Here is a 26,618-nt window from a genome sequence, read left to right as displayed (position 1 = left end):
TATCCGCCTACGGAGGTTCGGTTCATGGTTTCCGACGCATCGCCCCGCGCGTCCCACACGTCAGGCACGACGGCCCTGCGCCGGATGACCACGGTCACCGCGGCGGGCGCCACGGCGGTGGGCGCCTTCACGATGGCGGCCCCTGCCGCGCAGGCGCAGTACGACGAGACGGTGTGGGACGGGGTCGCCGACTGCGAGTCCAGCGGCCGGTGGGACATCAACACCGGCAACGGCTACTACGGCGGGCTGCAGTTCTACCAGCCGACGTGGAGGGGCTACGGCGGCCAGACCTTCGCGGCCTTCGCGCACCAGGCGACCAAGGCCCAGCAGATCGCCATCGCGCGACGGGTGCTCCACGGGCAAGGGCCGGGCGCCTGGCCGGTCTGCTCGGTGCGGGCGGGCCTGACGCGCACCAACGGCGGCGCTGACCCCAACGCACAGCCCGTCACCAACCCGGTGGCGCCGGGGACTGCGTCGGGCGTCACGGTCACCCGCTACGTGAGCGCGACCGACTCCGCCAACATCCGGTCCGGCCCGGGCACGGGCTACTCGGTCATCGGGCAGGCGGCCCGGGGCACCCAGGTGACCGGCACGCTGGTCGGCGGGGGATGGCTGCAGATCGGCACCGGGAAGTTCCTCGGCCCCGGAGTCCTGTCGACCACGCCGGTGACCGGTGGCAGCGCCCCCGCACCGGCTCCCGCGCCCGGCACGGTGACGCGCTACGTGAGTGCGAGCGACTCCGCCAACGTGCGGTCCGGCCCGGGCATGGGGTATGCGGTGGTCGGCCAGGCCGAGCGGGGCGCCGAGGTCACCGGCACGCTGGTCGCCGGCGGCTGGCTGCAGATGGCCTCCGGCCGCTTCCTGGGCCCGACCGTGATCTCCACGACGCCCGTCACCGGGGGCAGCTCGACACCTGCGCCCCCGGCCTCCGGGGAGGTGACCCGCTACGTGAGCGCGAGCACCGCCGCCTACGTGCGCTCCGGCCCCGGCTCCGGCTACGGGGTCGTGGGCACGGTCGCCCGCGGCACTACCGTGACCGGCACCTGGGTCAACGGGTGGCTCAAGATCGGCGACGGCCGCTACATCGGCCCCTCGGTGCTGTCCTCGACGCCGATCGGCGGCTCGACGGCCCCCTCGACCCCGCCTCCGTCCTCGGGTGAGGTCACCCGCTACGTCAGTGCCAGCAGCGCTGCCTACGTGCGCTCCGGCCCCGGCACCGGCTACCGCGTCGTCGGCACCGAGACCCGCGGCACGGCTGTGACCGGCACCTGGGTCAACGGGTGGCTCAAGATCGGCGACGGCCGCTACATCGGCTCCAGCGTGCTGTCCTCGACGCCGGTCTGAGGTCACCGAGGAGCCTGTAACATCGGCCCCTGGCCGGGTGCCCTCGGGCGGCCGGACCGGCTGGCGTGGCGCAATCGGTAGCGCACCTGTCTTGTAAACAGGTGGTTAGGGGTTCGAGTCCCCTCGCCAGCTCTCCTCCTGAACAGCAATTTCATCGCTCTGACCAGCGGAAATGACGTGATCATGCCCTGAGCTGGCGTGGTCACACGTTGTCAGGAGTAACGCACGAAGTGGCACTCTTGTTGCACGTATGTTGCACGAAATGGGGTGCGGTATGGCAACGAGACGGGGCTTCGGCGCACTGCGGCGGCTGCCGTCGAAGCGGTGGCAGGCGAGCTACACCGGTCCGGATCTGGGGAGGTACGCTGCTCCGTACACCTTCGCCTCCAAGGCTGACGCCGAGGCCTGGCTGGCCCACGAGCGTGCGCTGGCGAGTCGCGACGACTGGGTCGCTCCGAAGCGGCGGGCGGAGATCGCCGAGCGGCTGGCACCACCCACCTTCGATGAGTACGCCCACCAGTGGCTGACCGACCGGTCCCTCAAGCCCCGGACCCGCGAGGGCTACGACCACTTGCTACGGCGCTACCTCGAGCCGGAGTTCGGCGACCTGCTCGTCACCGACCTCACGCCGGCCCTCGTGCGCCGGTGGTGGGCCGGCCTGTCCCCGGAGCACCCGACAGTCAACGCCCGCGCCTACGCGTTGCTGCGGGCCATCCTGACCACCGCCGTCACAGACGAGCTTGTCGCCAGCAACCCGTGCCGCGTCCGAGCCGCCTCCAACCCTCCGACGAAGAAGGAGATCCACCCGGCCACCCTGGCCGAGCTCGACGTGCTCGTGGAGGAGATGCCGGACCACCTGGGGGCGGTCGTCCTGCTGTGCGCCTGGTGCGCCCTGCGGGTGGGGGGAGGTGCTCGAGCTGCGGCGGCGCGACCTCGACCTGGACCACGGTGTCGTCAAGGTGACCCGGGCGGTGTCCTGGGTCCGGGGCCAGCCGGTCGTCGGCACCCCGAAGTCGGCCGCCGGCACCCGCGAGGTCAGCGTGCCGCCGCACATCGTCCCCGCGCTGCAGCAGCACCTCGAGACGCACGTGCGGCCTGGAGCTGACGCACTGCTGTTCCCGTCGGTGCGCGACCGGCAGCGGCACCTGCAGCCGACGGTCCTGCACACCGCCTGGTGCAAGGCGCGAGCGGCCGCCCGGCGCGAGGACCTGAGGATCCACGACCTGCGGCACACCGGCGCCACCATGGTCGCGATGACCGGCGCGACCCTGGCCGAGCTGCAGGCCCGGCTCGGCCACTCGACGGTCGCTGCCGCGCTGCGCTACCAGCACGCTGCCCAGGGCCGTGACGCCGAGATCGCCGCCAAGCTCTCGGACCTGGCCCGTAGACCGCAGTCCTGAGCACCGCGGCGTCTACTCGCGGGAGGTGACCCGCTCGCCGGCCATCCAGACCTCCCGGACCCGCTCGCGCAGCCCGGTCAGGTCGTCGTAGGCACCGTCGACCACGACCACGTCGCCGACCTTGCCCGTCTCGAGGGTTCCGTGGTCGGCCTCGACACCGAGCAGCTCTGCGGCGACACCGGACGCGGCGGCCCAGACCCGGGCGGGCGCCATACCGAGGGCGGCGAGATGCCCGAGCTCGTCGAGGTTGGTGCCGTGCACGCCCACCCCGCAGTCGGTGCCCATCGCCACCTTCACGCCGGCCTCGATCGCCCGCCGCACCGACGCATCGTGCACGGCGGCGACCATGCGGGCCTTGGCGACCACGGCGTCGGACATCGCCGCACCCGCGTCGGCCTGGGCCAACACCGCCCGGGGCGCGCTGAGGGTGGGCACCAGCCAGGTGCCGTGCTCGAGCATGAGCTCGATCGCCTCGTCGTCGAGGTAGATCCCGTGCTCGATGGAGCGGACCCCGTTGCGGACCGCCGTCTTGATCCCGTCCGTGGCGATCGCGTGCGCCATGACGTTGAGCCCCGCGGCGGTCGCCTCGGCCACCAGCTCGGCGACCTCGTCGTCGCGCAGGTGGCCGTGCATCGGGTTGGACCGAGGCGAGAGCACGCCGCCGCTGGTCGCGACCTTGATCACGTCCGCACCGGCCCGGACCAGCTCGCGGACCTTGCGTCGCATCTCCACGGGTCCGTCCACCACCGCGGACGGTCTGCCGGGATGATCCGCGAGGAGACCGACCTGCGCGCCGCATACGTGCCAGTCGTCGCCGTGCCCGCCGGTCTGGCTGATCATCTGGAGCGCCACCTGCATACGCGGCCCGAGCACCAGCCCGCGCCGCACGGCCTCGGCCAGCCCCAGGTCCGCACCCCCGGCGTCCCGCACGTACGTGACGCCCGTCGCGACCGTGCGTCGCATCCGGTCGATGGCCTCGTAGAAGGGCAGGGAGAACGGCGCCTGGAGGATCTGCACCATCGTGGGCTGCTCGAACAGGAAGTGCACGTGGCAATCGAAGAGTCCGGGGGTCACGAACGCGCCCGCACAGTCCACCACCTGCGTGTCATCGTCCGAGGCGTCGCCGACCGACCCCGGGACGTCGGTCCCGACGGCCGCCACCCGGCCGTCCACCACCAGGACGTCACCGGGCACCGGCTCGGCGCCCGTACCGTCGACCAGCACACCACCACTGAAGAGGACCCGGTTCATGTCGGCCGACGCTACCCTCGGCCCTTGGCCGGCGCGCCCGAGACGCACGGGGGAGTGGCTGGGCGTGGCTTGCCCTCCTCATCCGGCGACGACTCCCCACCGACCTCCGCGTCACGGACCAGCCGGTGCACCTCGCGCGCCGTCAGCTCGACGCCGCACCACGCCAGCGCCTCCCGCGTGCTCAGCCCCTCCTCGACCAACGACCGCAGCGCTCGACCTGCCCGCCGTTCGCAGTCGACCACCGCCGCGTCCCGCTCCGTCACCGCGGCGACGACCTGTTCGCCCAACCCGGTCAACCGCTGCTCCCGCTTCGCCTGGTCCTCCCGCGCCTGGGCCCGCGCTTTCCGGGCACGTGCCCGCGCCTGCTGCCTCGCCACCTGCTTGCCCATCCCTCGCACCTCTCCACGCCCTAGGAAGTCTCCTGACGCCACCCAAAGCGGAAGCCCAGCCCCCAGGGACTCACCGAGCCCTGACTGTCACCCGACCTGACGAACCCAGCACCGACCGCGCGCTCGCCCACCCCTGAGCTGGCCACGACCCGTGCACGCTCACCGACGCTGAAGCCGTCGCTTTCCGCCCCGCTCATGTCCCACACAGACCCGTGAATAACCCGGCCGAAGGCGTGCGCGTGAGCGCGCCGGGCGGAGCCCGGCACGTCGTTCCGGACAGCACGGTCAGGCGACGGGGTCGATGACGACCTTGTGCCCGAGCCGTTCGAGCTGGGCGACGAGGCGACGGGTGTGGGCCTCCTCGGTGCGGCGCGACAGCCAGTCAGCTCCCAGGTCGCGGTAAGGCTCGTCGTTGCTGAGCATGTGGTAGGCGCACACCAGGATCGAGTGTGCGACGGCGACCTGGGCCCGCCCCCGGCCGCGGCGTTTGGCCAGGCGGGCGTGCTGCGCCGCGAGGTAGTTCTTGCCGTGCATCCGGGCCACCGACCCGGCGGCTTCGACGAGCATCGCGCACAGCCACTTGTTGCCGTGCCGGGTGCCGGCCGGGCGGGTCTTGCCCGCCGACTCGTACACCCCCGGAGCAAGCCCGGCCCAGGAGGCCAGGTGCGCGGCCGAGGGGAAGCGGGACATGTCCGCACCGGTCTCGGCCACGATGACCTGGGCCACGCGCTCCCCGACGCCGGGGATGGTCTGCAGCAGCTCGATCTCGTGCGCCCACGGGGCGCAGGCCTCCCGGATCGTCTCGTCCAGCTCGACCAGGTGCGCCTCGACCTGGTCCAGGCGGTCCAGGATCGAGCGGGCCAGCCGGGCGTGACGGGCCTCGAAGTGCCCCTCCAGCGCCTGGGCCAGGTCAGGGATCTTCGAGCGCATCCGGCCCTTGGCCATCTCCGCCAACACCATCGGGTCACGTTCCCCGGCGATCATCGCGGTCAGGATCACCCGCGCCGAGACCGTCGACAGGGAGGATGCGACGGTAGACAGCTTGATCGAGGCATCCTCCAGCATCAGCTCCAACCGGGTGATCTCCCGGGTCCGGTCGCCCATCAGCTGCACCCGGTAGCGGGTCAGCATCCGCAACGAGCGGATGACCGGCGGCGGCACGAACGAGGGCGCCAGCAGCCCGTGCTCGAGCAGCTGAGCGATCCACTCCGCGTCCCGCACGTCCGTCTTGCGACCGGGCACGGCCTTCATGTGCGCGGCGTTGAGCAGCCAGACCTCCATCACCTCCTCCAGGCAGTAGAACGGCGGCTTCCAGTACGTCGAGGTCGACTCCATCGCCGCGATGCTCACCCCGTTCTCGACCAGCCAGTCGCGCATCACCCGCAGTGACCCGGTCGTGGTCTTGAACGTGCGCGTCTCGGTGTGCCGGCCACGCCGCGCACCCGGGGTACGCACGCACACCGTGAGCGACTCCTTACCGACGTCCAACCCGGCCACCCGCTCGAACAGCACTTCCATCCTGACCACGCCCCTTCCAGGCGACAGCGGCCGCGGCCCTCGCAGCCGCTCACGCCGCCCGGAAGGCCCTCTGCCAGGACACAGACCCACGTGCTCGTAGCAACAATCCAGCGGCACCCGAGGACCCCGCGCCATACACCTCGGCCGGGCTCTCCCGCACCAGTGTGTGCCGACGTCGCCGGACGACACCCCCATTCTCAGCAGCCAGCGCAGGGACCGCCAGGTCCCAAACCGTTACACCTCGTGCACCGCCGGTCCGGGTATGTCGTTGGCACAATCGAAGTGAGCGCAGTGACGAGCCATCGGAGGCTCGCATGGAGGGCAGCTCGAGCAGCGTCCCTAGCGGCAGGGACGGGCCCATCGCCCGGCGGAGGGCGGGGCAGAAGGTGCGATGCGGATGGTGCGGGACCGAGGTCGCCGTCCCCACCCGCGGCCGGTGCCGAAGTGGTGCTCGAGCTCCTGCCGGCACCGCGCCTGGGAGCAGCGGCGCGCCGCCGATGCAGGGCTGGCGGCCGTGGACGTCGTCGACCGGCCGGTCGAGGTGGTCGTCGAGAAGAAGACGGTCGTCGAGCGCAGAGTCACGGTGCCCGTCCCGCAGTCTCCGCGCTCGACGCGCGAGTGGGTCGACGTGCTGGACCGCCTCACCTGGGCACTGAACACGAACCGCATGGACGAGGAGGACCTTGTGACGCTCGAGCCCGCACTCTCCCGCGTGCTGATGTCCTTCACCGACCAGAGCAACACGCTGCATCACAGACGACGCAGATAGGCGTTCGGCACTTTCAGCGTGCTGGTGAGTCCAGGAGTTCGTGGAATCGGGCGGTGAAGGCTTCCCGCTGCCCCGGCCCACCCGCCCAGCGCCCGTGGGGAGAGGGTCAGGTCCCAGAGTCTCGGGGCAGCCTCTACCACCGTGGCGTAGTCGTGTTGAGCGGCCCGCCCCGCAGTCCTGACAAGAAGTGCCGACCTGACAGGGTTGACTCGACGTCACCGGACGTGGGCCAGGCGCCACGGGACGCAGTGCCAGGCAGTCGGTGAGATCAAGGTCGAGGCCATCAGGCACCTGCTGCCCCCTATGTAACGCTCGGGTCGGTGTCGCTCCTGCGGGCTCACATACTCGCCGGGGACGGTCCCGGGGGCGGCTCAGCCACCCCGGTCGGACCTGCCGCCAAGCGCGATGAGCAGGTGCGCCTGGACCGGCTCGCTCTTACCCTTCAGCGACAGCGGGCCCAGCGGCACGGTCACCGCGTCCGGGAGGAGGTCCTTTGTGCCGGGCCCGATGGCCACCCCACCCGGTGGAGCCTGGCCTTCGATGCGCGACGCAGTGTTGACCGTGTCGCCGACGATCGTGTGGGTGCGACCGCCGGCGGTGCCCAACACGCTCAGGGAGACCGGCCCCGAGTTGACCCCGACCCGGAAGACGGGCCAGTCGGTGTGGGCTCGGGCCACGGGCTCAACGGCTTGTTGCAGGGACAGGGCCGCACACGCGGCGCGCGCCGCGTGGTCGGGCTGGTCGCCGCGGCGGTTGAAGGTGACCATGAGCGCATCGCCGATGATGCGGTCGACGTCCCCTCCGTGTGGCTCGACGACGGCGGGGACCGCCACAGCGAAGTAGGCGCTCAGCATCTGTGTCACCTCCTCGGGCCGGTGGGTGTCGGACCAGGACGTGAACCCCTGCAGGTCGGCGAAGAGCACACTCATCTCGCGCTCGCCCGCGCTCGTGTCGTCCAGGTAGAGGTCGGCGAACCGCTCCTCGTGCCAGGAGGAGCGGGCCCCCCAGGCGACCAGGGCGAAGGCCGCGAGCAGCAGCACGTGCCACTCCCACCAGGAGAGCTGCCAGTTGCGGGCGAAGGTGATGGCGACCATCGCCTCGGCGAGCAGCACGAACGCAGCGAGCACGACGAGCAGCATCACCGGCCGGTGGCGGCGCCACAGCTGCAGGTAGCGGGCGGCGCTGCCGAGGTAAAGGAGCACCGCAACCGCGCCCAGAGCAAAGGGGAGCCCCTCGGCATCGATCGGTGGTCTGTTGAGAGGGGGCAGCTCGGCCAGCGACACCGCCGCCCAGAGCACCATCGCAACCAGAAGGGCCAACCGCAGCTGCTTTGCGACGCGCACCTCACGCACGGCGCGGTCACCGGAGAGGTCGGCCGTGGAGCGCGCGGCGAAGAGGGCGCCGACGGCGATCCCGACCGGCGTGGCCACGGCGAAGCCGACGTTGCTCTGCTCGAGCAGCACCCCGGGAGTGGCCAGCGCGTGCAGACCGAGAAAGCCTGCAGAGGCCAGGAAGGCCAGCGACACGTGCAGCACCCTCGCGTCGCCCCGGCGCACCGCCGCCTCCCCGGTCGCGTAGGCCAGCGCGGCGGCCAGCGCGGCCGTGATGAGCACGAGCCAGAAGTGGGCGGGGTGGTTCTCCCAACGCACGTCGAGCTCGGGCCGGGCCAGGAGCAGGACGAGCCCAAGGAGGGGCAGGGCGAGCGCGGTGGCGGCTCCCGCTGCCCGCAGGGGAGAGTAGGCGGTCGTGCCCGGCTCACCCATGGGGGGTTGTCAGGAACTGGTGGACTTGGCTGACCACCACGGATCCCTCGCCGACCGCGGAGGCCACCCGCTTCACCGACCCCGAGCGGAGGTCCCCGGCGGCAAAGAGTCCAGGGATCGAGGTCTCGTACGGCAGCGGTGCCCGGGACGCGGTCCAAGCCTCGGAGTCAGCGACGTCGGCGCCCACGAGCAGGAAGCCGAACCGGTCCCGCTTCACCTGGGGAGGCAGCCAGTCCGTGCGGGGCTGCGCGCCGATCATCACGAACAGGCCGTCGACCTCGATGTCGCGGCCCTCGCCGGTGGTCCGGGTGCGCAGGGTGACGACCTCGAGACGTCCGTCGCCGCGGCCGTCTTCCACCTCGGTGTCGAGGTGGACGGTGATGACAGGCTCGGCGGCAATCGCGTCGACGAGGTAAGCCGACATGCCTTCGCGCAGGTCGGCGGTGCGCACGACCAGGTGCACCTCCTTGCAGTATCGGGCCAGGTGCAGGACGGCCTGCCCTGCCGAGTTGCCACCGCCGACCACTGCGGCGTTGAGGCCGCTGAGGGAGTGCGCTGCGGACACGCTCGCGCCGTAGTAGACGCCCTTGCCGGTGAGAGCCTCCAGCGTTGGCACGCCCAGCCTGCGGTAGGAGACGCCGGTGGTCAGGAGGACCGCCCGGGCGGTCACCTCGCCTGCGCCGGGGATATGGACGACGAACTGCTCGCCCAGGGTCTCGATGCGTCTGACCTCGCGCATCAGCAGGAACTGGGCTCCGAAGACCCAGGCCTGCTGGTAGCCGCGCTGGGCCAGCTCTGCGCCGCTCAACCCGCGGGAGAAGCCCATGTAGTTGCGGATGAGGGAGCTGGTGCCCGCCTGCCCGCCGATCGCCTCTCGCTCCACCACGAGCGTGCGAAGGCCCTCCGAGGCACCGTATACAGCAGCGGCGAGCCCCGCCGGCCCTGCCCCGATGACGAGGAGGTCGACCTCGCGTGAGTCGTCGTCGAGGTCGGTGTGGAAGCCCCATGCCTCCACGATCTCGACGTCCGTCGGGTCGACCAGGCAGGTCCCACCGAGGGCGGGCATCCAGACGATGACCTCGCCTTCGGGGTGACCGGTCTGGGCCAGCACGTCCGCCCCGAGCTCGGAGCCGCGCTCGCGGAAGGCGAAAGGGATCTGGTTGCGGTTGAGCAGGTCGCTGACGGAGAAGGCGCGCCCGGAGTGCTTGTCGGCTACGACGACGACCTCGCGCAGGTTGGCGGGGTCCTTGCGCGACCAGTCCTGGATGAACTCTGCGACGACCCTTCGGAAGAGCTCGTCGCGCGGCGTCCAGGGCCTGAGCACGTAGTAGTCGACGTCGCCGACCGCCATCGCGTGGAGCACCTTGGCCGCCGAGCTTTTATCCGCCCAGGCGCCCCAGGGCAGCAGCAGGGCACGGCGGGCAGCGGGGTGGAGCGAGCGGGCGGTCGAGAAGATCTCGGCCCGCTCCGCGTCGCTGAACGACTCGTCGAGCAACACGACGGCGACGGGCTCGCCCCGCTGGTGGGTGCTGCGCAGCGTGGTGAGCGCATCGGCGGGGCTGAGCTCGCAGCGCACCCGGAAGTCACTGCCGAAGGCGCGGGTGAGCTCGCTCTCGATCTGGCCCAAGATGCTCGCGTCCCCGTCGACCGCGAGCAGCAGCGGTCGCTCAGCCCAAGGCATGCCGGCCATAGTTCGAGACTAGGCCCCTCGACGGCCGATGTCAGTACCTTTTCCGGCGGTATCGCCACCTCCAGGTGGCGTGGGCGCTCGCGCTCACGGAACGGGGTCGAGCTCGGCCAGGATGTTAAGACGTGCGGAACGTCTTGGTGCTACGCAGAGATCCTTGGCGCTCTGGCTGTTGGTTGTGCGCAAAGTCCACCAGGCGGGGTGCCGGAGGTGACGGTGTCGCGCTCCGTGTCGCAGCGGCCGCACGCGAGGTACTGGCTGCCCTCGATCTGCCGTTTGCGCCACTGGTGTAGGCCCAGCATGCAACGTAGGTCCTCATGGCGAGGACCCCTTCCTGGGAAGGGATGGTCGGGCGATGGTGTCGTCACGAGCCCCCTCTTGCCACGGTGTTCCTGACGCACTCGGAGTGGAAGGGGGTCGCTCAGCGTGCACGCTGTTGCCGGGTCCGCCGTGGTCCCTGAGGTCTGTGCGTGCGGGCGTGCGAGGGCTACGCTGGAAGGTCTCGGGGTTGAGGAGGTCGTCGTGAGGGCGCGCGTCAAGTCTGTGTACCCGCTGATGGCGTTGGCCCTTGTCGGGTGGATCTTCGCCAGGCCGAGCGCACTGCCGCTGCTGCTTCTGCTTGGGCTCGCCGTGGTGGCGGGGATGTACGCGCTTGCAGGGATCGACGCCCGACGCGACCCGGGAGGGCGTGGGCCGACTGAGCAGCACATCGCCGGGGTGCAGTCACGCTACCCGTACGGCAGCGGGTTCTGAGCTTGCAGCGGGCTACAGGGCCCTGTGTTGTCGGGCCGTCCCAACCTGACACGCCGGGCCACTGGGCAGACACCAGGCGGGTGTGCTCGAAGGCCGCGCCGCACCTCCAGCGGTTCAAGGACCTGCTCACACACTGCGGACGTCATACATGGGCGGCACATTCGACAGGTTCCCTGCCGCGGTGCCCACGACGGGGATCATGAACTACCTGCAAGCCCAGCACACTGACCTCGAGCACGACGACGAGGTCCTCACCTCCACGGCATACCGGACGCCCCACCGGGACCACCACGAGCGCTGGCACGTGGCCCAGCGCGGCGGCGGCTGGTGCCAGCACCTTTCGCGACCGTGCTCGCTCAGAGGCTTGACCGGGTGTCGACCTCTCGGCCCGTCGGTGCTCCCGTGCGACCGGAGCTGAGACCGCGGGTTGTGGGCCTGGTCACCCGCTTGGCGGACCTCGGTGGGCGCCCGGGCGACTCCCGCGACGAGCGACTCCGCGCGGGCACCCTCATCGTCGCGTCCGTGCTGATCGCCCTGCTCTCGGTGGTCTGGGTGAGTACCTATCTGTCCTTCGGGTATGCCAGGTCGGCGGCGATCCCGGCGCTGTACCAGCTCGTCACTGTCATCGGGCTGGTCGTTCTGACGCGGACACGGCGGTTCGACGTGTTCCGCACATCCCAGCTACTCATGATGCTGATCCTGCCGGCGTTGCTTCAGGCCTCGCTCGGTGGCTTCGTCGCCTCCAGCGGCATGGTGTTGTGGGCCCTGTTCGTGCCGCTCGCGGCCCTCGCTCTTCTTGGTCTACGGCGGTCGATGGTGTGGCTGGTGGCGTTCCTCGGTGAGGTGGCGCTGCTGGCGGTGCTCGACCCGCTCCTCTCGCAGTCTGCGGCCAACCTGCCGCAAGGAGTCGTCGTCGGGTTCTTCGTCCTCAACGTCGCAGGTGTCACCGTGAGCGCGTACGTGATGCTCGGGTACTTCGTGGAGCAGCGGGCTCAGGTGCACCGCGCTCTCGAGATCGAGCGGGCACGGTCCGAGGAACTGCTGTTGAACGTGCTGCCTGAGCCGATCGCCGCCCGCCTCAAGGACGGAACGGAGGTCATTGCCGAACGTCACGACAGTGTCACCGTGCTCTTCGCCGACCTGGTCGGATTCACTGAGCAGGCACTCGTCATGGCGCCAGAGCACCTGGTGGCGCTCCTGGACCGCATCTTCACCGCCTTTGATCACCGCGCCGGTGTCGAGGGTGTGGAGAAGATCAAGACCATCGGGGATGCCTACATGGTGGCCGGCGGGGTTCCGGAGGCGGGGCCTCGACATGTCCAGTCGATCGCCAGGATGGCCTTGGGAATGAGGGAGGACATCGCCGTCATCGCCGCAGACACGGGGGAGACGTGGCTCGCTGTCCGGATAGGGATCGACACCGGCCCGGTCGTGGCAGGGGTGATCGGGCGCCGCAAGTTCATCTACGACCTGTGGGGTGACACCGTCAACACCGCCAGCCGCATGCAGTCCCACGCCCTGCCCGGAGAGATCCACATCACCACGCGTGTCGCGGCCGCCCTCGGCAAAGACTTCGACGTCGGGCCCCGGGGAACGACCAAGGTGAAGGGGAAAGGCCCCATGGAGACATACCATCTCAAAGCTTCGCGACCACACGCTCCTGAGAGCATGCGCAACAATGACCATCAAGAAGACGAAATGCCCAGATGACAGGCCGTGGTTGCACGAAGCGTGTCGGGTGGGCGAGGATGACCACCCAAAACCATGTGAGAACGCCGCGGCGGTGTGGGACTGTGAGGGTGCCACACCACCACGTTCAGTGCGCCGCGGTCGAAGGCCCGCCCGACCCGGTCGGGGATGGTGTGCGGAACCTGGTCGGCCAGCGTGGTCACCGGCCGCCGGGGCCGGGGGCTGATGCCCTGCAGACCGTCGGGGTGCATGAGCTTGGCGACCGTCTTGGTTGAGACGACCTCCCCGTCATCACGCAGGTCCGCGGTGATCCTGGGTGCCCCGTTCACCCCGAGACTGCCATCATGGAGCTCGGCCCGCTCGTCGAGATCCAGCGCACCGGCGGGTCATCCATCTGGGCCCGCTCGGTTGCGACCCACCGACCCAGCAACTGCGCCCCCGATCTCATGGGCGACCTCAGCGATGGTGCGACCGGTGTCGATCACCAGATGAGCAGCGTCACGACGCTACGCCGGGGTGTACCTCTTCTCTTGGCACCCATCAGGGCATCCTCTCCTGCCAGACGCACCTGGCCGGTCAGGATGTCCACCCAACGAGGTCAACCTCAGCTGCTCGGCCCACCGCGTGTCACGGGCGTCTGCTGGTGGTTCACTGGAAGCATGGCTGTGGGTAGGGCGAAGCGTGAGGCTGACCTGAGACGACGCGAGACTGCCGTGGCGGCGCGGGAGGCTGCGCTTGCCGACCGTATGCGGGCAGCCCAGGCGATCTTGGACGCCGCTGACGCGCGCGATGCCACGGCCGACGCCCGCGATGACGCGGCCGACAGTCGGGAGAGCGACCTGGATCGGACACAGTTCCTGGCCCCGCAGGACGACCGTGGCTATGGCGGCGACTGGCCCGAACGCCGAAACGCCGGTCTCGACCGGGAGCACGCTAAGCAGGATCGCGAGACGTCTCAGGACGACCGTGTTGCGCTGACGAAGGAGGCTGAAGCGGAACACGGCGTGCATGAAGGGTGAGGCCTAGGTGTGCCACGGCAAGCCGCCCGAAGCCGTTCGGGCGGCCGCCCGACAGCTGCGTGACAGGTCATGCGGCTTCGCCGGCCCCGGCGCGTCCACCGAGTAGTTCCGGCCTCCCGTGGCGGCAGGACAGGGTGTTTCGCCGCGGCCCCTCGGCGCGCCTGCGCGGGGTACGGTCACGCCTGACCACTGTGACACCTCGCGGGGCGGAGAGTTGCCGGCATGACTGACTACGACGGCTTTGCGAGGGCTTACTCCCACGCGAACGAGGCGAACTTGCTGAACGCCTGGTACGAGCGACCGGCAATGGTCCAGTTGGCGGGTGAGGTGCAGGGGCACCGCGTTCTGGATGCCGGCTGCGGCTCGGGTCCCTTGGCCGCTGCGCTGCGGGATCGGGGCGCGCTCGTGAGCGGTTTCGATGTGAGCTCTGGCATGGTCGCCCTGGCTCGCGACCGGCTGGGTGAGCAGACGGACCTGAGAGTTGCCGACCTGGGTGAGCGCCTGCCCTACGACGACGACACTTTCGACGTCGTCGTGTGCTCGCTGGCGCTGCACTACCTGCAGGACTGGACCGCCCCGCTGACCGAGCTGCGGCGCGTCCTGCGGCCCGGCGGGCGGCTCGTCGTCTCGGTGCCTCACCCGTTCGTGTACCTGTTCAACTACCAGGACCAGGACTACTTCTCCGTCACGCAGTACTCCGAGGAGTTTGAGTTCGGGGATGAGAGTGCCGTCCTGACCTACTGGCACCGTCCACTGCATGCCATGACCGACGCCTTCACCGAGGCCGGGTTCAGCATCGCGGCGGTGAGCGAACCCTCGTGGTCACCGGATACACCCACCGAGCTCCTGCCGGCCAACGCGCGCGAGCGGACCGCCTTCGTGTGCTTCCTCTTCTTCACTCTCCAGGCACCCTGACAAGGCCCGCGCCCGGGACCTCTCCTCGATCTCGCCCGGCGACAGCGGATGGCGGCCCGAAAGGTACACACGGAGCGCGGCTACTAGGAGACTGGGCGTCATGATCGGGTCGGGCCAGACTCGGTCTTAGGTGCCCGGCGGGACGCTCCCTATCGCGGCTGCCCACTCTCGGGTGTGGCTCTCAACTGGACTGTGCCTCGTCGGGCACCGCTGACGAGGCGTGGCTCAAGAGGGGACTGCCCTGCTCGTAGTAGCACTGCCCACCTCGCCGTTCCCAGATTGGTTCGAGGCGCCCTTTGGAGGCGAGGAGCATGGCAGAGGTGATCATCGGGGTCGATCCCCACAAGCTGTCCGCGACGATCGAGATCGTGGACCGGCAGGAGCGGCGGGTCGTGACCGGCCGGTTCGGCACCGACCAGCGCGGGTACACCGCGATGCGGTCCTACGCGAAGACGTTCCCGCACCGGTTGTGGGTGGTCGAGGGCGCCAACGGCACCGGCCGCCCGCTGGCGCAGCGCCTGGTCGAGGACGGTGAACGTGTCGTGGACGTCCCGGCCAAGCTGGCCGCGCGAGTGCGGTTGTTCGACACCGGGCACAACCGTAAGACCGACGCCCTGGACGCGCACTCGATCGCCGTCGTCGCGGTCCGCACCCCGGGCCTGCGGGTGGTGCACCGCGACGGGGAGCTGGAGGCGTTGCGGATGCTGGCGGACCGCCGTGATGAGCTGTCCCGGCTGCGGGTACAGACGGTCAACCGGCTGCAACGGCTGCTCAGCGAGCTTGTCCCCGGCAAGCGGAAGAAGGACCTGTCAGCGTTGCAGGCCAAGAAGATGCTGGCCAGCGTCCGCCCGCGCGATATCGCGGGCAAGACGAGGCGGCGGATGGCCGTAGAGGAGCTGGCCGACCTGGTCGCCGTCGACGCCAAGCTGAAGGCGCTGAAGGCCGAGCTGAAAGCCGCCGTGCTGGCGAGGGGTTCGCACCTGATGGACATCCACGGGATCGGCCCGGCCGGCGCGGCCCGGATCCTGGCCGACACCGGTGACGTCGCCCGCTTCCCGACCAGGGCGAGGTTTGCGTCCTGGACCGGCACGGCCCCGTTGGACGCCTCGTCCGGGGAGCAGGTCCGGCACCGGCTGTCCCGGGCCGGGAACCGCCGGATGAACCACGTGCTGCACATCGCCGCGGTGGTCCAGCTGCGCAACGACACCGAGGGCAGGGCCTACTACGACCGCAAGGTCGCGACCCACAAGACGCCGATGGAAGCGCTGCGCGCGCTGAAGCGCCGGCTGTCCGACGTGGTGTACCGCCAGCTCGTCGCCGACGCCGCAGCCCAGCAGGACAACATCGTCGACGGCGCGGGTCCGGGAGGGCACTGCGGGGCGTCTGACATATCCAGCGCGGCCGACCTGCCCCCGCACATCGGCACTTCGGATCAGCCACTTCCCGGACCCGCACACCCGACGCTACCGCCGTCCCCACCCAGGCCCAACCCCCTCCCGGTCCCCGCAGCGGCCAGTCCGCGCCGGCGCGCCGGAGCCGTCAAGGTGCAGCGCCCCACCGGACGAACGGCCTTGACGGCGACCAGCGGTGGCGCACCCCGAATAGCGACGGAACCGTGGCCCTTGACACAGAGGGGAACCAGTTTGGGATCTTCGTCAGGGACCTTGAGGTACCTGCCATCCTCACCCGACGTTTGGGCACTATGGTTCGGTCTGACGGGGGAAGAGCGAGCGCCCATCAGCGCACGGTCGGTCAGTTCCCGGTGACCGGATCCGCGTAGCACGCACACGCCGTGGCGGAGCGGCGCAATTGGTGCAGTGCAGTAGGAGTGATGTGGCAGTGCTGAAGTGGTTGCTGGGCACCGCGGCGTTCGGAGCCGTTGGAGTTGTCGGTGTCGGGGCGGTAGCTCAGTCAATGGGGCAGGAGGCCGTCGTGGTCCAGCGGATCGTCGACGGCGACACCATCGAGGTCCTTCGCGACGGCGAAGCGGTCACGGTGCGCCTGCTCAATGTCGACACACCTGAAACGAAGCACCCCCTCCGAGCAGTGGAGTGCCTTGGGCCGGAGGCAGCCGACTTCCTCGCTGGGCAACTGCCTGTCGGCTCTGAGGTGGTCCTGCGCTACGACGAGGACCCCGTGGACCGTTACGGCCGCGACCTGGCGGGGGTGGTGAAGGACGACGTCCTGGTGAACGCGGAGATCGCCCGGGCCGGGCTCGGCGTCCCCGTCCTGTTCGAGCCGAACGAGCGCTTCTACGACGAGGTCGCGGAGGCGTTTGAGGAAGCGCGCAGCCAGGGGCGGGGCGTGTTTGACCCTTCTCAGGAGTGCACCTTCGCCAGCCGATCCGAGGGCCTTGCCGACCGTGTTGCCGAGGTCCAACGAGTCGCAGACACGGATGTGCAGCAGTCGGAGGCCCCGGCCGAGGCAGCTGTGGAAGAGGCGACGGTGCTGCTGGCACTGATCAACGAGGTTGACCCGGGGACACTCGGGGCCGCCGGCATGTCTGCCCAGCAGCTCGCGGATCTGCGCAGCACCACAGAGGACATGCGCTCACGAGCCGAGGACCTGCACTACTCCGCAGTGAAGGCCCGGCAGGACGCCCAGGAGCAGGAGCGTCGCCAGGAAGCACGCGAGGCCGCTGAGAAGGCGGAGGCTGAACGGCAGGTGACTCGCCAACCAGCCCCCGCGCAGCCCGCTCCCCACCCCGCGCAACCAGCACCACGGCCGGGAGCCGGTTACACCGGCTGCCGTGCTTACGTCGGTGGAGCCTACGTCGACGACCAAGGCCGCCGATATACCCCGATCGACTGCCAAACCCGCCTACCGCTGGTGCCCTGAGCTGCTTCTGACCAAGCCTCACCCGACCTGTATGTCAGCGGCATGAGAGTGAAACGGCTTGCCCCGTCTTCGGGTCTCCTCGTTCCGGATGCGCACCCTGCGAGGGGGCCCACCGGGTTTCGGCGAACCGCGTCGCGTCCCCGCCGTACGGTCAGACCCGGACGTAGGTGGCCACCACTGATGCACGTATGTTGCACGAAACGGTCGTGACGGCACTGTTGCGTGCAGTAGGTCCAGGTCAGAGCGCTTTGCCCGGATGTCCTGCAAGCAGGTGATCAGGGGTTCGAGTCCGCTCGCCAGCTCTCCTCCTGAACAGCGCTCTCCCGCGTGCTGATGTCCCTGACTCGCCCAAGCGACACGCTCGCACCACGGACGACGCTGATGAGTGGTCCGGCGTGCTCAGCCCTCTGGTGAGTCCAGGACCTCCCGCAGGCGGGCAGCGAAGGCTTCCGGCTGTCCAGGCCACCCGAGCTCTGGCCCCAGGAACCCGCCGTGGTGGCTCGGGAACATCGTCAGCGGCAGACCCAGCCGCTTCGCCACGGCCACGGCCGACCGCCCTGTGACCTGCCGGGCCGACTCCGCCCCGGCTGCCACGACGAGCCTGACCCCCGACGCTGCGAGGGCGTCGAAGTCCGGCGTCCACGCGGTGACGCTGTCCGAGGCCCCCGACAGCAACGGGTCGTCGCGGGAGCCTTCGTCCTGGGTCGGGAGGCCGAAACCCGCGGGGTCCGGAGGGGGACGGTCGAAGAACTCCTGGGTGAGCTCGCCCTCCCAGGAGGTGTAGGCGATGAACCGGGCCATGCCGTGCCCGAAGCCGGTTTCTTCGTAGGCACAGCTGACGTCCTGCTCGGCACGGCGTACGGCGTCGGCGTCGGGCAGCAGGTGGGTCAGGGGCGGCTCGTGGGCGACGAGCACGCGGACGTCCTCGGGGTGCGTCGCGACGAGAGCGAGCCCGTCCACGGCACCACCGCTGCTGCCGAAGACTTCCACGGGACCGGCGCTCAGGGCCGCCACCAGGCGGTGCAGGTCGCCGGCGTGCTGCTGGGGGTCGTTGTCGGTACGGCCGTCGCTGCGGGCGCTGCGCCCCAGGCCGCGAGGGTCGTAGGTGACCACCGTCCGGTCCGGGAAGTGCGACGCGAGGGCCGTGAAGCCGGTCGCGTCCATCGGCTGGCCGATCATCAGCAGCGGGGGCCGGTCGTCAGGGGTGTGCTGCGCGCTGCGGACGTCGTAGACGATGGTGGCGCCGGGGGTCTCCAGAGAGCGGGTGCTGGCCTCGACAGTCATGGGCTCTTCCTCCCTGCCCAGGGTGTTGTCCCTACATCGTCACACCGTCTCGGCGGGTGGCACCACCGCTCGGGCTGCGTCTTCGCTGATGAAGCCTTGGTGCAGGAGCCCTCCCTCTACGAAGTCAGTCGTGTCCTGGTGCCAGGCAGAGGACGACCGTGGGTCGATCAGCCACTGGTGGTCGTCGTCTGGTCGGCCAGGCCGCGGACTGCTCCGCTCGTCTGCCCGATCACAGTTGGTCGAGAAGCCACCGCGGGCTCCTCGTGCTGGCGCCCACCGCCTCGACCCGGTCGCGCAGGTCCCGGTCGGCGGTCACCACGGTGACACCACGCCTGTCGCCGAACGCGACCTGGCTCCTCACCTCGTCAACGATCGCGTCGTCGCCTGACCTTGCGGCGTGCACGGTCTGCACATGCCCCTCCTGCCCGACGTGGCGACCACGCCTCGCGTCGCCCTCCAGGACCAGCACGATCTCGCCGACCACGTCGGTGGCCACGAGGTGGTCATGAAGCCTCCGGGCCGCGCCCGCACGGTCACGCCACCAACCGTCGGGGCGGCTGCCCACGACATTGGCCCCGTCAACGATCACAACCTGCATCCAGCCAGCCTAAGGATCCGAAAGGCTGAGCGGGGCCCGTCTGTAGGGACCACCGTGACGACCGTGGCCGGCCCACATCGCCGCTTCGCGTTCCCGCCACTGGATCAGTTCAGGAGCCTGCTCCTGCTGCCTCTCCGTGACCTGCTGTGGGTGTTGTGCATCCCGAGCGCCGTGGCACCGTTCATGCCGCCGTGGGAGCCGGAACCCCGAGGTGGCCCGGACCCACGCTCAGCCTCAAGGGCCGGCCAGCGGTAGGAGCCCGAGAGAGGTGTCGACTCCGGGGTCTTCACTGCGGCAGGACGGTTGGCGAACCGGGCGCGCAACCTCGTCAGGAACCACACGGTTCGAGAGCAGCGCGTGCCGCCGGCGCCGTGGCGTCCACAGCCGGGGACCTCACCGCAGACGAGCGAGATCCCGTCGTATGTAGCGCAGGTGCGCCCACTCCTCTTCGAGGATCACGCGGATGCAGTCACCGACGCTGGGATGCCAGTCATCGCCGCCCCACGGGTTCTCGCGTTCCTCCGCGAGCAGCTCCGGCGTGGCCGTGGCCAGGAAGTCGGTCACCATCTGCTGTCGTTCGGCACGCACCGCGAGGACCTCGTCGTAGGCCGGCGGGTCCGCGCGGAAGATCGACATGTCGAAGCCCATCTCGTCGGCGCCGGTGAAGATCTGGCCGACCTCGTGGAACGGCTGCGGCATGCGCAGGATCCCGCCGCGCAGCCAGGCGTCGGTGGCCAGGATGAGGTGGCGCAGGGTCTGGGCCAGGGACCACTCGTCCTCGACGTGGGCGTCCACCAGGTCCGGCGGTGTGTCCGCCACTGTCGTCTGCCACGCGGACTGCACAGCGGCCCAACCCTCGCGCAGGCCTTCGGGTGTCTGCGCCTTCTGTAGCTCGCGGCCCGGGAACCGCCGGTTGAGCTCGGCATCCACGAGCGGCACCACGTCGACCCCGTTGACGACAAGGCTGCCGAAGAACAGGTCGTGGCTGTCGATGTCGAGTCCGTCCACATCGACGCTGCGCATCATCACGCCGCTGACATCGGAGAACCGCAGAGTGGCGCCCTTGAAGCTCGCCTGGACAAAGGTCGCGCCTTCGAACTCCTTCGTGCCGGAATAGGTCGTCATCGCTCCATCATCACCGCAGTCTCCTGGTCGATCCACCAGATGGGTCGCCCGCCGCGACGCCGGCTGTGTACGGTGCAGGACGCCGATTGCCGCGATCCGACCGTTGTGCAAGCCGTGATGCGCGACCTCTGTGACGGGTTCGACGGCCTCCGGCAGACGCCACTGGCCCAGGATCTTCACCGCTCGCTGCTGGACCCGCATGTCGCCGGAGTCAAGCAGCTCGAACACCCCAATCTGCGTGGACAGTCGAGCTGAGCGCCATTGCCTGCAAGCTCGCGTCCCGACTGGCCAGGGTGCAGCGGCTGGAACAGCTGCGCGGCGACGTCGTCCGCGATCTCGTCGCCGGCCGTGGGTTCCCTGGGGTCGTCGGTCTTCATCTCCGACCAGTCGGCGCCGGTGGCGCGTGCCTCGAGGAGCTCCTCCCGCACAGGTCGAGGTGTCGTCCGTCCAGCAGATGCCCGACGCTCTCGCGGACGTGGGCGACGATGCGACGGCGCGGCGTCGGGTTGACCAGCGTGACGGGGGCGACACCGGGGGTGTGAATGCGGCAGCGCGGCGGGCCTGGGACACGACCTGTCCGGTGGGGCTTCGTCGACGTCGTTGTCGATGCACCGCTCGCCGGCAGGGAGGCGAGGGCGGCCTGGGGTTGGGTCGCCGCTGGGTGCGTATGCGGCACGACCACGCGGAACTCCTCCTCTCGTAGGAGGTAGCGGCGGAGCCCTTCCAGGACGGGTGGTGGCAGCTGGAGGCCGGCCGCGGTCGGGGTGACTCCCCGGCCGGATGCCTCGAAGAGCGTCAGGCCGGTCTCCCGTTGCAGGGTGCGGATGTGCTGGCTGATGGTTGAGGGGGTGCAGCCGAGGTTGGCGCTGGGTCATGCTCGGTCATGACCTCACCACTGCCTGTCGAGAGGACCTTCTGATGACGCAGCTCGAGCCCCGCTCCTGGGTGCCCGCTCACGTGGACGCGCGGGTCCGCCAGGTCGCCGGCGCGACCGCGCGGCGCACCCCGGTCCAGAACCTGGCCGAGCTGGATCGTCTCGTGGGGGAGAACCATCAGATTCACGACCATGACTGCATCAACCTCAACCCCGCCACGAACATCATGAACCCGCGTGCCGAGGCCATGCTGTCGGCCGGCCTGGGGTCGCGGCCCTCGTTGGGCTACCCGGGGGACAAGTACGAGATGGGGTTGGAGGCGATCGAGCAGGTCGAGGTCCTCGCGGCCGAGCTGGCAGCCGAGGTCTTCGCTGCCCGGCACGCCGAGATCCGGGTGCCGTCGGGTGCCATCGCCAACTTGTACGCGTTCATGGCCACCTGTGACCCGGGTGACACGATCATCGCGCCACCGCCGGCGATCGGCGGCCATGTCACTCACCACGGCGGCGGGTCTGCGGGGATGTACCGGCTGCGCACGGTCCCGGCACCGGTGGATGCCGGCGGTTACACGGTCGACGTCGATGCCCTGCGCGTCCTCGCCCACGAGCAGCGGCCACGGTTGATCACGGTCGGCTCCAGCCTCAACCTGTCGCCCCACCCCGTCGAGGCGATCCGGGAGATCGCCGACGAGGTCGGTGCGCTGGTTCTGTTCGACGCCGCACATGTGTGCGGGCTGATCGCCGGCGGCGCCTGGCCCAACCCGTTGACCCACGGTGCACACCTGATGACCATGAGCACCTACAAGAGCCTCGGCGGCCCCGCCGGGGGCCTTGTCGTGACCAACGACGACGCCATCGCGCAACGACTCGATGCCATCGCCTACCCAGGGCTGACAGCGAACTTCGATGCGGGCAAGGCCGCGGCGCTGGCCGTCACCCTGCTGGACTGGCAGGCCTGCGGACGCGGATACGCCGAGGCCATGGTCATCACCGCAGCCCACCTCGCGCACGCCCTGGCCGAGGAAGGCCTGCCCGTGTTCGAGGGCCGGCACGGCCCCACCCGCTCCCACCAGCTCGCGCTTCGCGCCCACGGCTACGGCGGCGGACAGGCCGCAGCCCGGCTGCTGCGCCGAGCCCACCTCCTGAGCTGCGGCATCGGCCTGCCCGACGAGCCGGTGACGGGCGACGTCAACGGCCTACGCCTGGGAACCCCCGAGATCGTGCGCCTCGGCATGGGACCCGAACACATGCCGGACCTCGCCCATCTGGTCGCCCGCGGACTACGCGGCGACCCCGGCACCGCGACTGACGTCACCGCTTGGCGGGCACAGTTCGCCGGGGTGCACCACGTGATCACCACGACCGAGCCGGGCAGCTGAGCCCGTCGTGCTGCGCAGCCCGACCTGCAACAAAGGGCGGACGTCCGATGCCTGGGGGGACGGACCTGACGATCGAGACTGTGCGCGGTCGGATGCCGGCCTACTGCGCAGTGCCGAACACGCAGCCACCCTGGCCGGGGGAGGAGCTTCGACGACATCGAGGAGGGCCTGGTTCGGGTCCCACGGTGACTGCCCCGGTCGGGTGGGGGTCATCGGTTTCTGCATGGGTGGCGGGTACGCCCTGGCGCTACCGGGTGTTGGCGGATGCCGGCGTCGCGCACGATGTGAAGATCTACCCCGGCGTCGGGCAGGGGTTCATGAACGACCACGACCCCGCCGACGCCACACTGCTGCTGCGCTTCCTGGCTCGCGTCTCGGGTACGAGCTACGACGACAACGCCACCCAGGATGTGCGTCGCAGGGTCAGCGCCTTCTTCGACACACACCTGCGCGACAGCCCCGGTGCAGACCAACGACCAGGTCACCCGTTGGGAGGCCCGCGCACCGCAGCGTCTGGCGCGCTGCGGTCGTGCTTGACCAGCATGTCCTCAGCAGGCCTACCGAGTCTGCCTCGTCAGGTCCGGACCGGTGCGCCGGCCATCAACCATTGGCTCAGCTCGGTCTGCCGCTGGTCGAGGTGGGCGCCGGCATACCGCTCTTGACGGCGGTCGCCGACGATGCGGCCGTCGACCATGTACAGCACTCGTTCGGTGCGGGCGGCCACTCGTGGGTCGTGGGTGACCAGCATGAGGGTCATGCCGTCGGCGTTGAGCTCGGCGAGGATGTCCATGATCTCGGCGGCAGCGGTGGAGTCGAGCGCCCCCGTGGGCTCGTCCCCGAACAGGATGGTCGGGGAGTTGATGAGCGCCCGGCAGATGCCGATGCGCTGGAGCTGGCCGCCGGAGGCCTCGGAGACGTCCCGGTCCGCAAGCGCGGCGACACCAGTGCGTTCCATCAGCTGCAGCGCCCGGTCGTTGAGGTCTGACCGAGGTGCCAGACCCGCCAGGTATGCCGGCAGGACGACGTTGTCGAGCAGGCACAGGTTCTTCAACAGGTGGACGTGCTGGAAGATGAATCCCATGCTGGTCAGCCGCAGGCGGGCCAGCTGCTTCTGGTTCAGCCCAGCCAGCTCCTGCCCATCGAACCTGACGGTGCCCGCGCTCATGGTGTCCATCCCACTGATGGTGTAGAGCAGGGTGGACTTGCCGGACCCCGACGGTCCCATCACCGACAGGAGCTCGCCGTGGTGGACCTGCAGGTCGACGCCGTGCAGCACGGTGTGACCGGAGAAGGACCTCGTCAGCCCGGTGGCCTCGAGAAGGGGTGTGTCTGTGGTCATGGCTGTCACCTATTCGGTGGTGAGGGTGGAGACACGGGCTTCGGAGATGGAGCGCGAGCTCGCGCTCGTCGTGAGAGCCACGGCCGCCAGGAGCGCTGCGGGCAGGGCCAGGTAGGTGAGGAGGGGGTCGACCGCGAAGTCGATGCGGCTGGTTCCTTGGCCGAGCGACTCGAAGCCGCCGAACATCCCCTCGAACATGAGGTTGAACAGCCCTTCGCCGAGGGTGTTGGCCGCGACGGTCCCGACGACGACGCCCAGCAGCAGCACGAGCAACACCCTCGTGAGGTACTGCCGTCGCAGGCCGGGGTCGTCGGCGCCGACCGCCCGCTGTACGGCGATAGGGCCCGCGTCGCGTGCGAGGAGCATCCGCGTGAACAGTGCCGTCATCAGGGCCGCCAGGGCCAGTGCCACGACGGCCGAGACGACAGCGGTGACCATGATCTGCTGCGCGATCGGACCGAGGGTCTGGATCCGCCACTGCTCGATGTCCGCGACCGCCGCCGGGGCGAACTCCTCGGCGTACACCGAGGCCGTGGCGCCGGCATCCGTTCCCGGCGTCAGCTCGACCCCGGCCATGTACCACATGACGTCGTCCTCGCCGGTCGGCAGGACCGACTTGGCCGTCTTGCCACCGTTGGTGATGTCCTGGTAGCTCCCGACGACCGACAGCTCCCTGACCTGGGCCCCGACCTGGACGGGAAGGGTGTCGCCGACCTGGCGGCCGGCCTGGTTCATCGCCAGCAGGGACAGCGCGATCTCGGTGGGGGCCGTGGGGGCCCGGCCCTCCGCATACGTCAGGGGGAGCAGGGTGTGGTCACCGTTCTCCACGTAGAGGCTGGCGGTGTTGCCGTCCTTGTCGACGCTGTCGTTGCGGGTGGTGACCATCGGGGCGACGGCGGTCACGTCGGGGTCGGACTCCAGCTGAGCCACCATCTGCTCGAACTCCGTCGCTGACGTGGAGTCCGCGTGCCGCAGGTCGATCCGCAGGTCGACCTGACCGGTGCCCATGTAGTTGACGAAGGCGGGTGCGCCGGCCGTGGCGGCCGAGCTGACCGGCACGATGATGATGAAGGTGCTCACAGCGAAGACGAGGAACAGCAGCAGGTAGGTCGGCCACCGGCCCACCACGTCCATCACACCGAGGCGGAGCTGCACCGGCATCCGTGAGCGGTGCAGGCGCATCACCGCCCGGGCCTGCCTGCCCGTGGTCCCCGCGCTGAGCGCGGTGACGGCGCTGATCTTGTCGAAGCGGTGCAGCAGCACGACCACGAAGAGCACCAGGACCGTGAGCACGGCGGTCCCCGCCAGGACCGGGGCCACCCAGTTCCAGACGCTGGGGACCGACCCCATGTAGCGCGTGATGTTCCGGGTGAGCAGGGGTGTCAGCGCCAGCCCGACGGGGAGCCCCAGCACGGTGGCGATCCCGGCCAGCAGCGCGTACTTGGTGAGGTAGATCTGCTTCACACCGTGTCCGGGGACGCCGATCGCCTTCAGGACACCGATCTCGCGGTAGTCCTGCTCGGCTGCGGTCAGGAAGGAGAACCGCAGGCACAGCATCCCGACGACCAGCAGGAGCGCGGCCACCAGGATCACGACGGCGGCCACCATCCCGTCGCCGATCATGGTGAACATGCGGAAGGCCGCGGCGTCCACCATCTGACCCGCTGCCGGCAGGTCGGAGTCCTGGTAGGCCTTCTGGAACGTCGCGCTCTCCGCGTCGGGGTCGTGCAGCCAGAACTCGATGAGCTGCTCGACCTCACCGGTATGGGCACGCACGTCCGCCAGGTCGGCAGGGGACACCGCGAGGCGCTTGGAGCTGGTGATCGCGGGGTTCATGATCGAGTCGCGCGCGAAGCCGGCGATGGTGAGCTCGGTGACGTAACCGTCAGAACCGGTGATCGTCACCGGGTCGCCGACCTCGAGGTCGGCCTCCACCTGGTAGATGACGGGCAGCACGACAGTGCCTACGTCCACCTCGGTGACCGGCTGGTTGTCGAGGTCGAGGAGCAGGTCCCGCTCAGTGTTGGGCACGACGAGCGAGTTCTGCTGGATGTTGTCGGTCTGTGCCGTGCCGTCGAAGAACAGGTTGGCTCCGCTGATGCCCAGCATGACCATGGTCTGGTGGTGGGCCACGTCGGGTCGACCGGCCGCCCAGGCGTCGACCTGCTCCTGGTCGTAGGGACCCACATGCAGCTGGGCTACGTGCGGCGCGTCAGCCTGGGTCATCAGATCGCTGGACGCGCCGACGGGCCGGACCAGGGTCCCCGCGCTGGCGGTGGCCAGGACCACCGAGAGCATCATCAGCAGGACCAGGATCAGGGTGACGCTGCGGTTGCGGCGGAAGTCGCGGGCGATCATGCGGGCGTACATGGCGCCTCACTCTCACGGTGAACACGCGGTGGTCTCGAAGGAGGCGCCGGGTTCATGTCGTCCCCGAGCGCCGGGCTGCAGTGACGACCACCAACGTCAGCCCCACGAGCAGGCCGCCCAGGAGCAGAGCGACGCTCGCGACGACCCGGGGCGCCCAGCCCCAGAGCAGGTCGTCACCGACCGCGACGGTGGTGCCTTCGTCGGCATCGGCCACAGTGACGCGGTAGGTGCCCGGCTCGTTGGCCCGGAGGTGAGCCGGCTCGCCTGGATGAGGTCCGGGCCGGGTCGCTGAAGGCGCTCTCTCGAAAGAGGTA

22 protein-coding genes, 1 tRNA gene and 3 pseudogenes are annotated in these 26,618 nt (G+C 69.9%); 13 read left to right on the top strand and 13 right to left on the bottom strand.

The annotated features are described in order from the left end of the window. Window positions 1-24 precede the first annotated feature (24 nt). The 4 genes and pseudogenes from LVO85_RS16815 to LVO85_RS10590 all read left to right on the top strand — a co-directional run bounded on the left by LVO85_RS16815 (window position 25) and on the right by LVO85_RS10590 (window position 2,744). Window positions 25-1,344 (top strand): transglycosylase family protein, encoded by a 1,320-nt coding sequence (locus tag LVO85_RS16815; protein ID WP_269813334.1) that lies wholly within the window; start codon window positions 25-27, stop codon window positions 1,342-1,344. Between the two features lie 59 nt (window positions 1,345-1,403). After that, a tRNA-Thr gene (locus tag LVO85_RS10600) sits at window positions 1,404-1,476 on the top strand. 118 nt (window positions 1,477-1,594) lie between these two features. Next, window positions 1,595-1,939, top strand: a pseudogene (locus LVO85_RS10595) (site-specific integrase); the annotation flags it as partial. 313 nt (window positions 1,940-2,252) lie between these two features. Continuing rightward, window positions 2,253-2,744 carry a tyrosine-type recombinase/integrase gene (locus tag LVO85_RS10590; protein WP_332875429.1) on the top strand — a complete coding sequence of 164 codons (492 nt, stop codon included), beginning with the start codon at window positions 2,253-2,255 and terminating at the stop codon, window positions 2,742-2,744. Window positions 2,745-2,756: 12 nt separating this feature from the next. On the opposite strand, the gene LVO85_RS10585 is transcribed toward LVO85_RS10590, so the two are convergent. The 3 genes from LVO85_RS10585 to LVO85_RS10575 all read right to left on the bottom strand — a co-directional run bounded on the left by LVO85_RS10585 (window position 2,757) and on the right by LVO85_RS10575 (window position 5,902). Then, a complete protein-coding gene (locus tag LVO85_RS10585) occupies window positions 2,757-3,995 on the bottom strand; it encodes a metal-dependent hydrolase family protein (RefSeq protein WP_232747455.1) in 1,239 nt (412 codons plus the stop codon). 11 nt (window positions 3,996-4,006) lie between these two features. After that, entirely contained in the window at window positions 4,007-4,384 is a 378-nt protein-coding gene (locus tag LVO85_RS10580) for a hypothetical protein (RefSeq protein ID WP_232747454.1), read from the bottom strand. A gap of 285 nt (window positions 4,385-4,669) precedes the next feature. Continuing rightward, complete coding sequence (locus tag LVO85_RS10575) at window positions 4,670-5,902, bottom strand: IS110 family RNA-guided transposase (RefSeq protein WP_232747453.1); 1,233 nt, start codon at window positions 5,900-5,902, stop codon at window positions 4,670-4,672. 397 nt (window positions 5,903-6,299) lie between these two features. Here LVO85_RS10575 and LVO85_RS10570 point away from each other — a divergent pair, with 397 nt between their 5' ends. Further along, on the top strand, window positions 6,300-6,671 hold the full coding sequence (locus LVO85_RS10570; protein WP_232747452.1) for a hypothetical protein: 372 nt from the start codon (window positions 6,300-6,302) through the stop codon (window positions 6,669-6,671). Window positions 6,672-7,042: 371 nt separating this feature from the next. On the opposite strand, the gene LVO85_RS10565 is transcribed toward LVO85_RS10570, so the two are convergent. Both LVO85_RS10565 and LVO85_RS10560 read right to left on the bottom strand, forming a co-directional pair. Further along, window positions 7,043-8,434 carry an adenylate/guanylate cyclase domain-containing protein gene (locus tag LVO85_RS10565; protein ID WP_232747451.1) on the bottom strand — a complete coding sequence of 464 codons (1,392 nt, stop codon included), beginning with the start codon at window positions 8,432-8,434 and terminating at the stop codon, window positions 7,043-7,045. Next, window positions 8,427-10,124: an FAD-dependent oxidoreductase gene (locus LVO85_RS10560; RefSeq protein ID WP_232747450.1), complete on the bottom strand. Its 1,698-nt coding sequence runs from the start codon at window positions 10,122-10,124 to the stop codon at window positions 8,427-8,429. Before LVO85_RS10560 ends, LVO85_RS10565 begins: the two co-directional genes overlap by 8 nt. 423 nt (window positions 10,125-10,547) lie before the next feature. Between LVO85_RS10560 and LVO85_RS10555 the strand changes: the two genes are divergently transcribed. Together LVO85_RS10555 and LVO85_RS10550 are read left to right on the top strand one after the other, a co-directional pair. Next, a complete protein-coding gene (locus LVO85_RS10555; RefSeq protein WP_232747449.1) occupies window positions 10,548-10,874 on the top strand; it encodes a hypothetical protein in 327 nt (108 codons plus the stop codon). A gap of 522 nt (window positions 10,875-11,396) precedes the next feature. Then, a complete protein-coding gene (locus LVO85_RS10550; protein WP_232747448.1) occupies window positions 11,397-12,584 on the top strand; it encodes an adenylate/guanylate cyclase domain-containing protein in 1,188 nt (395 codons plus the stop codon). Here the strand turns inward: LVO85_RS10550 and LVO85_RS17185 are convergent. After that, window positions 12,560-12,892, bottom strand: coding sequence for an IS3 family transposase (locus tag LVO85_RS17185; RefSeq protein WP_408637685.1), 333 nt, complete (start codon window positions 12,890-12,892; stop codon window positions 12,560-12,562). The two genes, LVO85_RS10550 and LVO85_RS17185, sit on opposite strands and share 25 nt — an antisense overlap. 15 nt (window positions 12,893-12,907) lie before the next feature. Between LVO85_RS17185 and LVO85_RS10545 the strand changes: the two genes are divergently transcribed. The 4 genes and pseudogenes from LVO85_RS10545 (at window position 12,908) to LVO85_RS10530 (ending at window position 17,335) form a co-directional block, all read left to right on the top strand. Further along, on the top strand, window positions 12,908-13,582 hold the full coding sequence (locus LVO85_RS10545) for a hypothetical protein (protein ID WP_232747447.1): 675 nt from the start codon (window positions 12,908-12,910) through the stop codon (window positions 13,580-13,582). Window positions 13,583-13,804: 222 nt separating this feature from the next. After that, window positions 13,805-14,497, top strand: a complete 693-nt coding sequence (locus LVO85_RS10540) for a class I SAM-dependent methyltransferase (RefSeq protein ID WP_232747446.1) — start codon at window positions 13,805-13,807, stop codon at window positions 14,495-14,497. Between the two features lie 311 nt (window positions 14,498-14,808). Next, window positions 14,809-15,981: pseudogene (locus LVO85_RS10535) on the top strand (IS110 family RNA-guided transposase); the annotation flags it as partial. Between the two features lie 448 nt (window positions 15,982-16,429). Next, window positions 16,430-17,335 carry a thermonuclease family protein gene (locus LVO85_RS10530; protein WP_232747444.1) on the top strand — a complete coding sequence of 302 codons (906 nt, stop codon included), beginning with the start codon at window positions 16,430-16,432 and terminating at the stop codon, window positions 17,333-17,335. A 399-nt stretch (window positions 17,336-17,734) separates the two neighbouring features. Here the strand turns inward: LVO85_RS10530 and LVO85_RS10525 are convergent, their stop codons facing one another. The 4 genes and pseudogenes from LVO85_RS10525 to LVO85_RS17065 form a co-directional block, all read right to left on the bottom strand. Then, window positions 17,735-18,619, bottom strand: coding sequence for an alpha/beta fold hydrolase (locus tag LVO85_RS10525; protein WP_232747443.1), 885 nt, complete (start codon window positions 18,617-18,619; stop codon window positions 17,735-17,737). A 229-nt stretch (window positions 18,620-18,848) separates the two neighbouring features. Beyond that, the gene (locus LVO85_RS10520) at window positions 18,849-19,217 is read right to left on the bottom strand and encodes a hypothetical protein (RefSeq protein WP_232747442.1); all 369 of its coding nucleotides are present in this window, start codon (window positions 19,215-19,217) and stop codon (window positions 18,849-18,851) included. A gap of 393 nt (window positions 19,218-19,610) precedes the next feature. Further along, window positions 19,611-20,570, bottom strand: a complete 960-nt coding sequence (locus tag LVO85_RS10515; RefSeq protein ID WP_232747441.1) for a DinB family protein — start codon at window positions 20,568-20,570, stop codon at window positions 19,611-19,613. Window positions 20,571-20,715: 145 nt separating this feature from the next. Continuing rightward, a pseudogene (locus tag LVO85_RS17065) lies at window positions 20,716-21,192 on the bottom strand (LysR family transcriptional regulator); the annotation flags it as partial. Window positions 21,193-21,260: 68 nt separating this feature from the next. On the opposite strand from LVO85_RS17065, the gene LVO85_RS10505 reads away from it, so the two are divergent. Both LVO85_RS10505 and LVO85_RS17060 read left to right on the top strand, forming a co-directional pair. Further along, window positions 21,261-22,595, top strand: a complete 1,335-nt coding sequence (locus LVO85_RS10505; RefSeq protein WP_232747440.1) for a serine hydroxymethyltransferase — start codon at window positions 21,261-21,263, stop codon at window positions 22,593-22,595. Window positions 22,596-22,642: 47 nt separating this feature from the next. Beyond that, window positions 22,643-23,257: a dienelactone hydrolase family protein gene (locus LVO85_RS17060; protein WP_332875428.1), complete on the top strand. Its 615-nt coding sequence runs from the start codon at window positions 22,643-22,645 to the stop codon at window positions 23,255-23,257. Here the strand turns inward: LVO85_RS17060 and LVO85_RS10495 are convergent. Genes LVO85_RS10495 through LVO85_RS10485 form a run of 3 tightly spaced genes read right to left on the bottom strand, consistent with a single transcriptional unit; the run spans window position 23,170 to window position 26,518 of the window. Further along, window positions 23,170-23,934 (bottom strand): ABC transporter ATP-binding protein, encoded by a 765-nt coding sequence (locus tag LVO85_RS10495; RefSeq protein WP_232747439.1) that lies wholly within the window; start codon window positions 23,932-23,934, stop codon window positions 23,170-23,172. The two genes, LVO85_RS17060 and LVO85_RS10495, sit on opposite strands and share 88 nt — an antisense overlap. Window positions 23,935-23,943: 9 nt before the next feature. Further along, entirely contained in the window at window positions 23,944-26,304 is a 2,361-nt protein-coding gene (locus tag LVO85_RS10490) for an FtsX-like permease family protein (protein ID WP_232747438.1), read from the bottom strand. 52 nt (window positions 26,305-26,356) lie between these two features. Next, the gene (locus LVO85_RS10485; RefSeq protein WP_232747437.1) at window positions 26,357-26,518 is read right to left on the bottom strand and encodes a hypothetical protein; all 162 of its coding nucleotides are present in this window, start codon (window positions 26,516-26,518) and stop codon (window positions 26,357-26,359) included. Between the last annotated feature and the right edge of the window lie 100 nt (window positions 26,519-26,618).

Source organism: Ornithinimicrobium sediminis, from assembly GCF_021272345.1.
Classification (GTDB): domain Bacteria; phylum Actinomycetota; class Actinomycetes; order Actinomycetales; family Dermatophilaceae; genus Ornithinicoccus; species Ornithinicoccus sediminis_B.
This window is presented reverse-complemented; position numbering and strand designations above follow the sequence as displayed.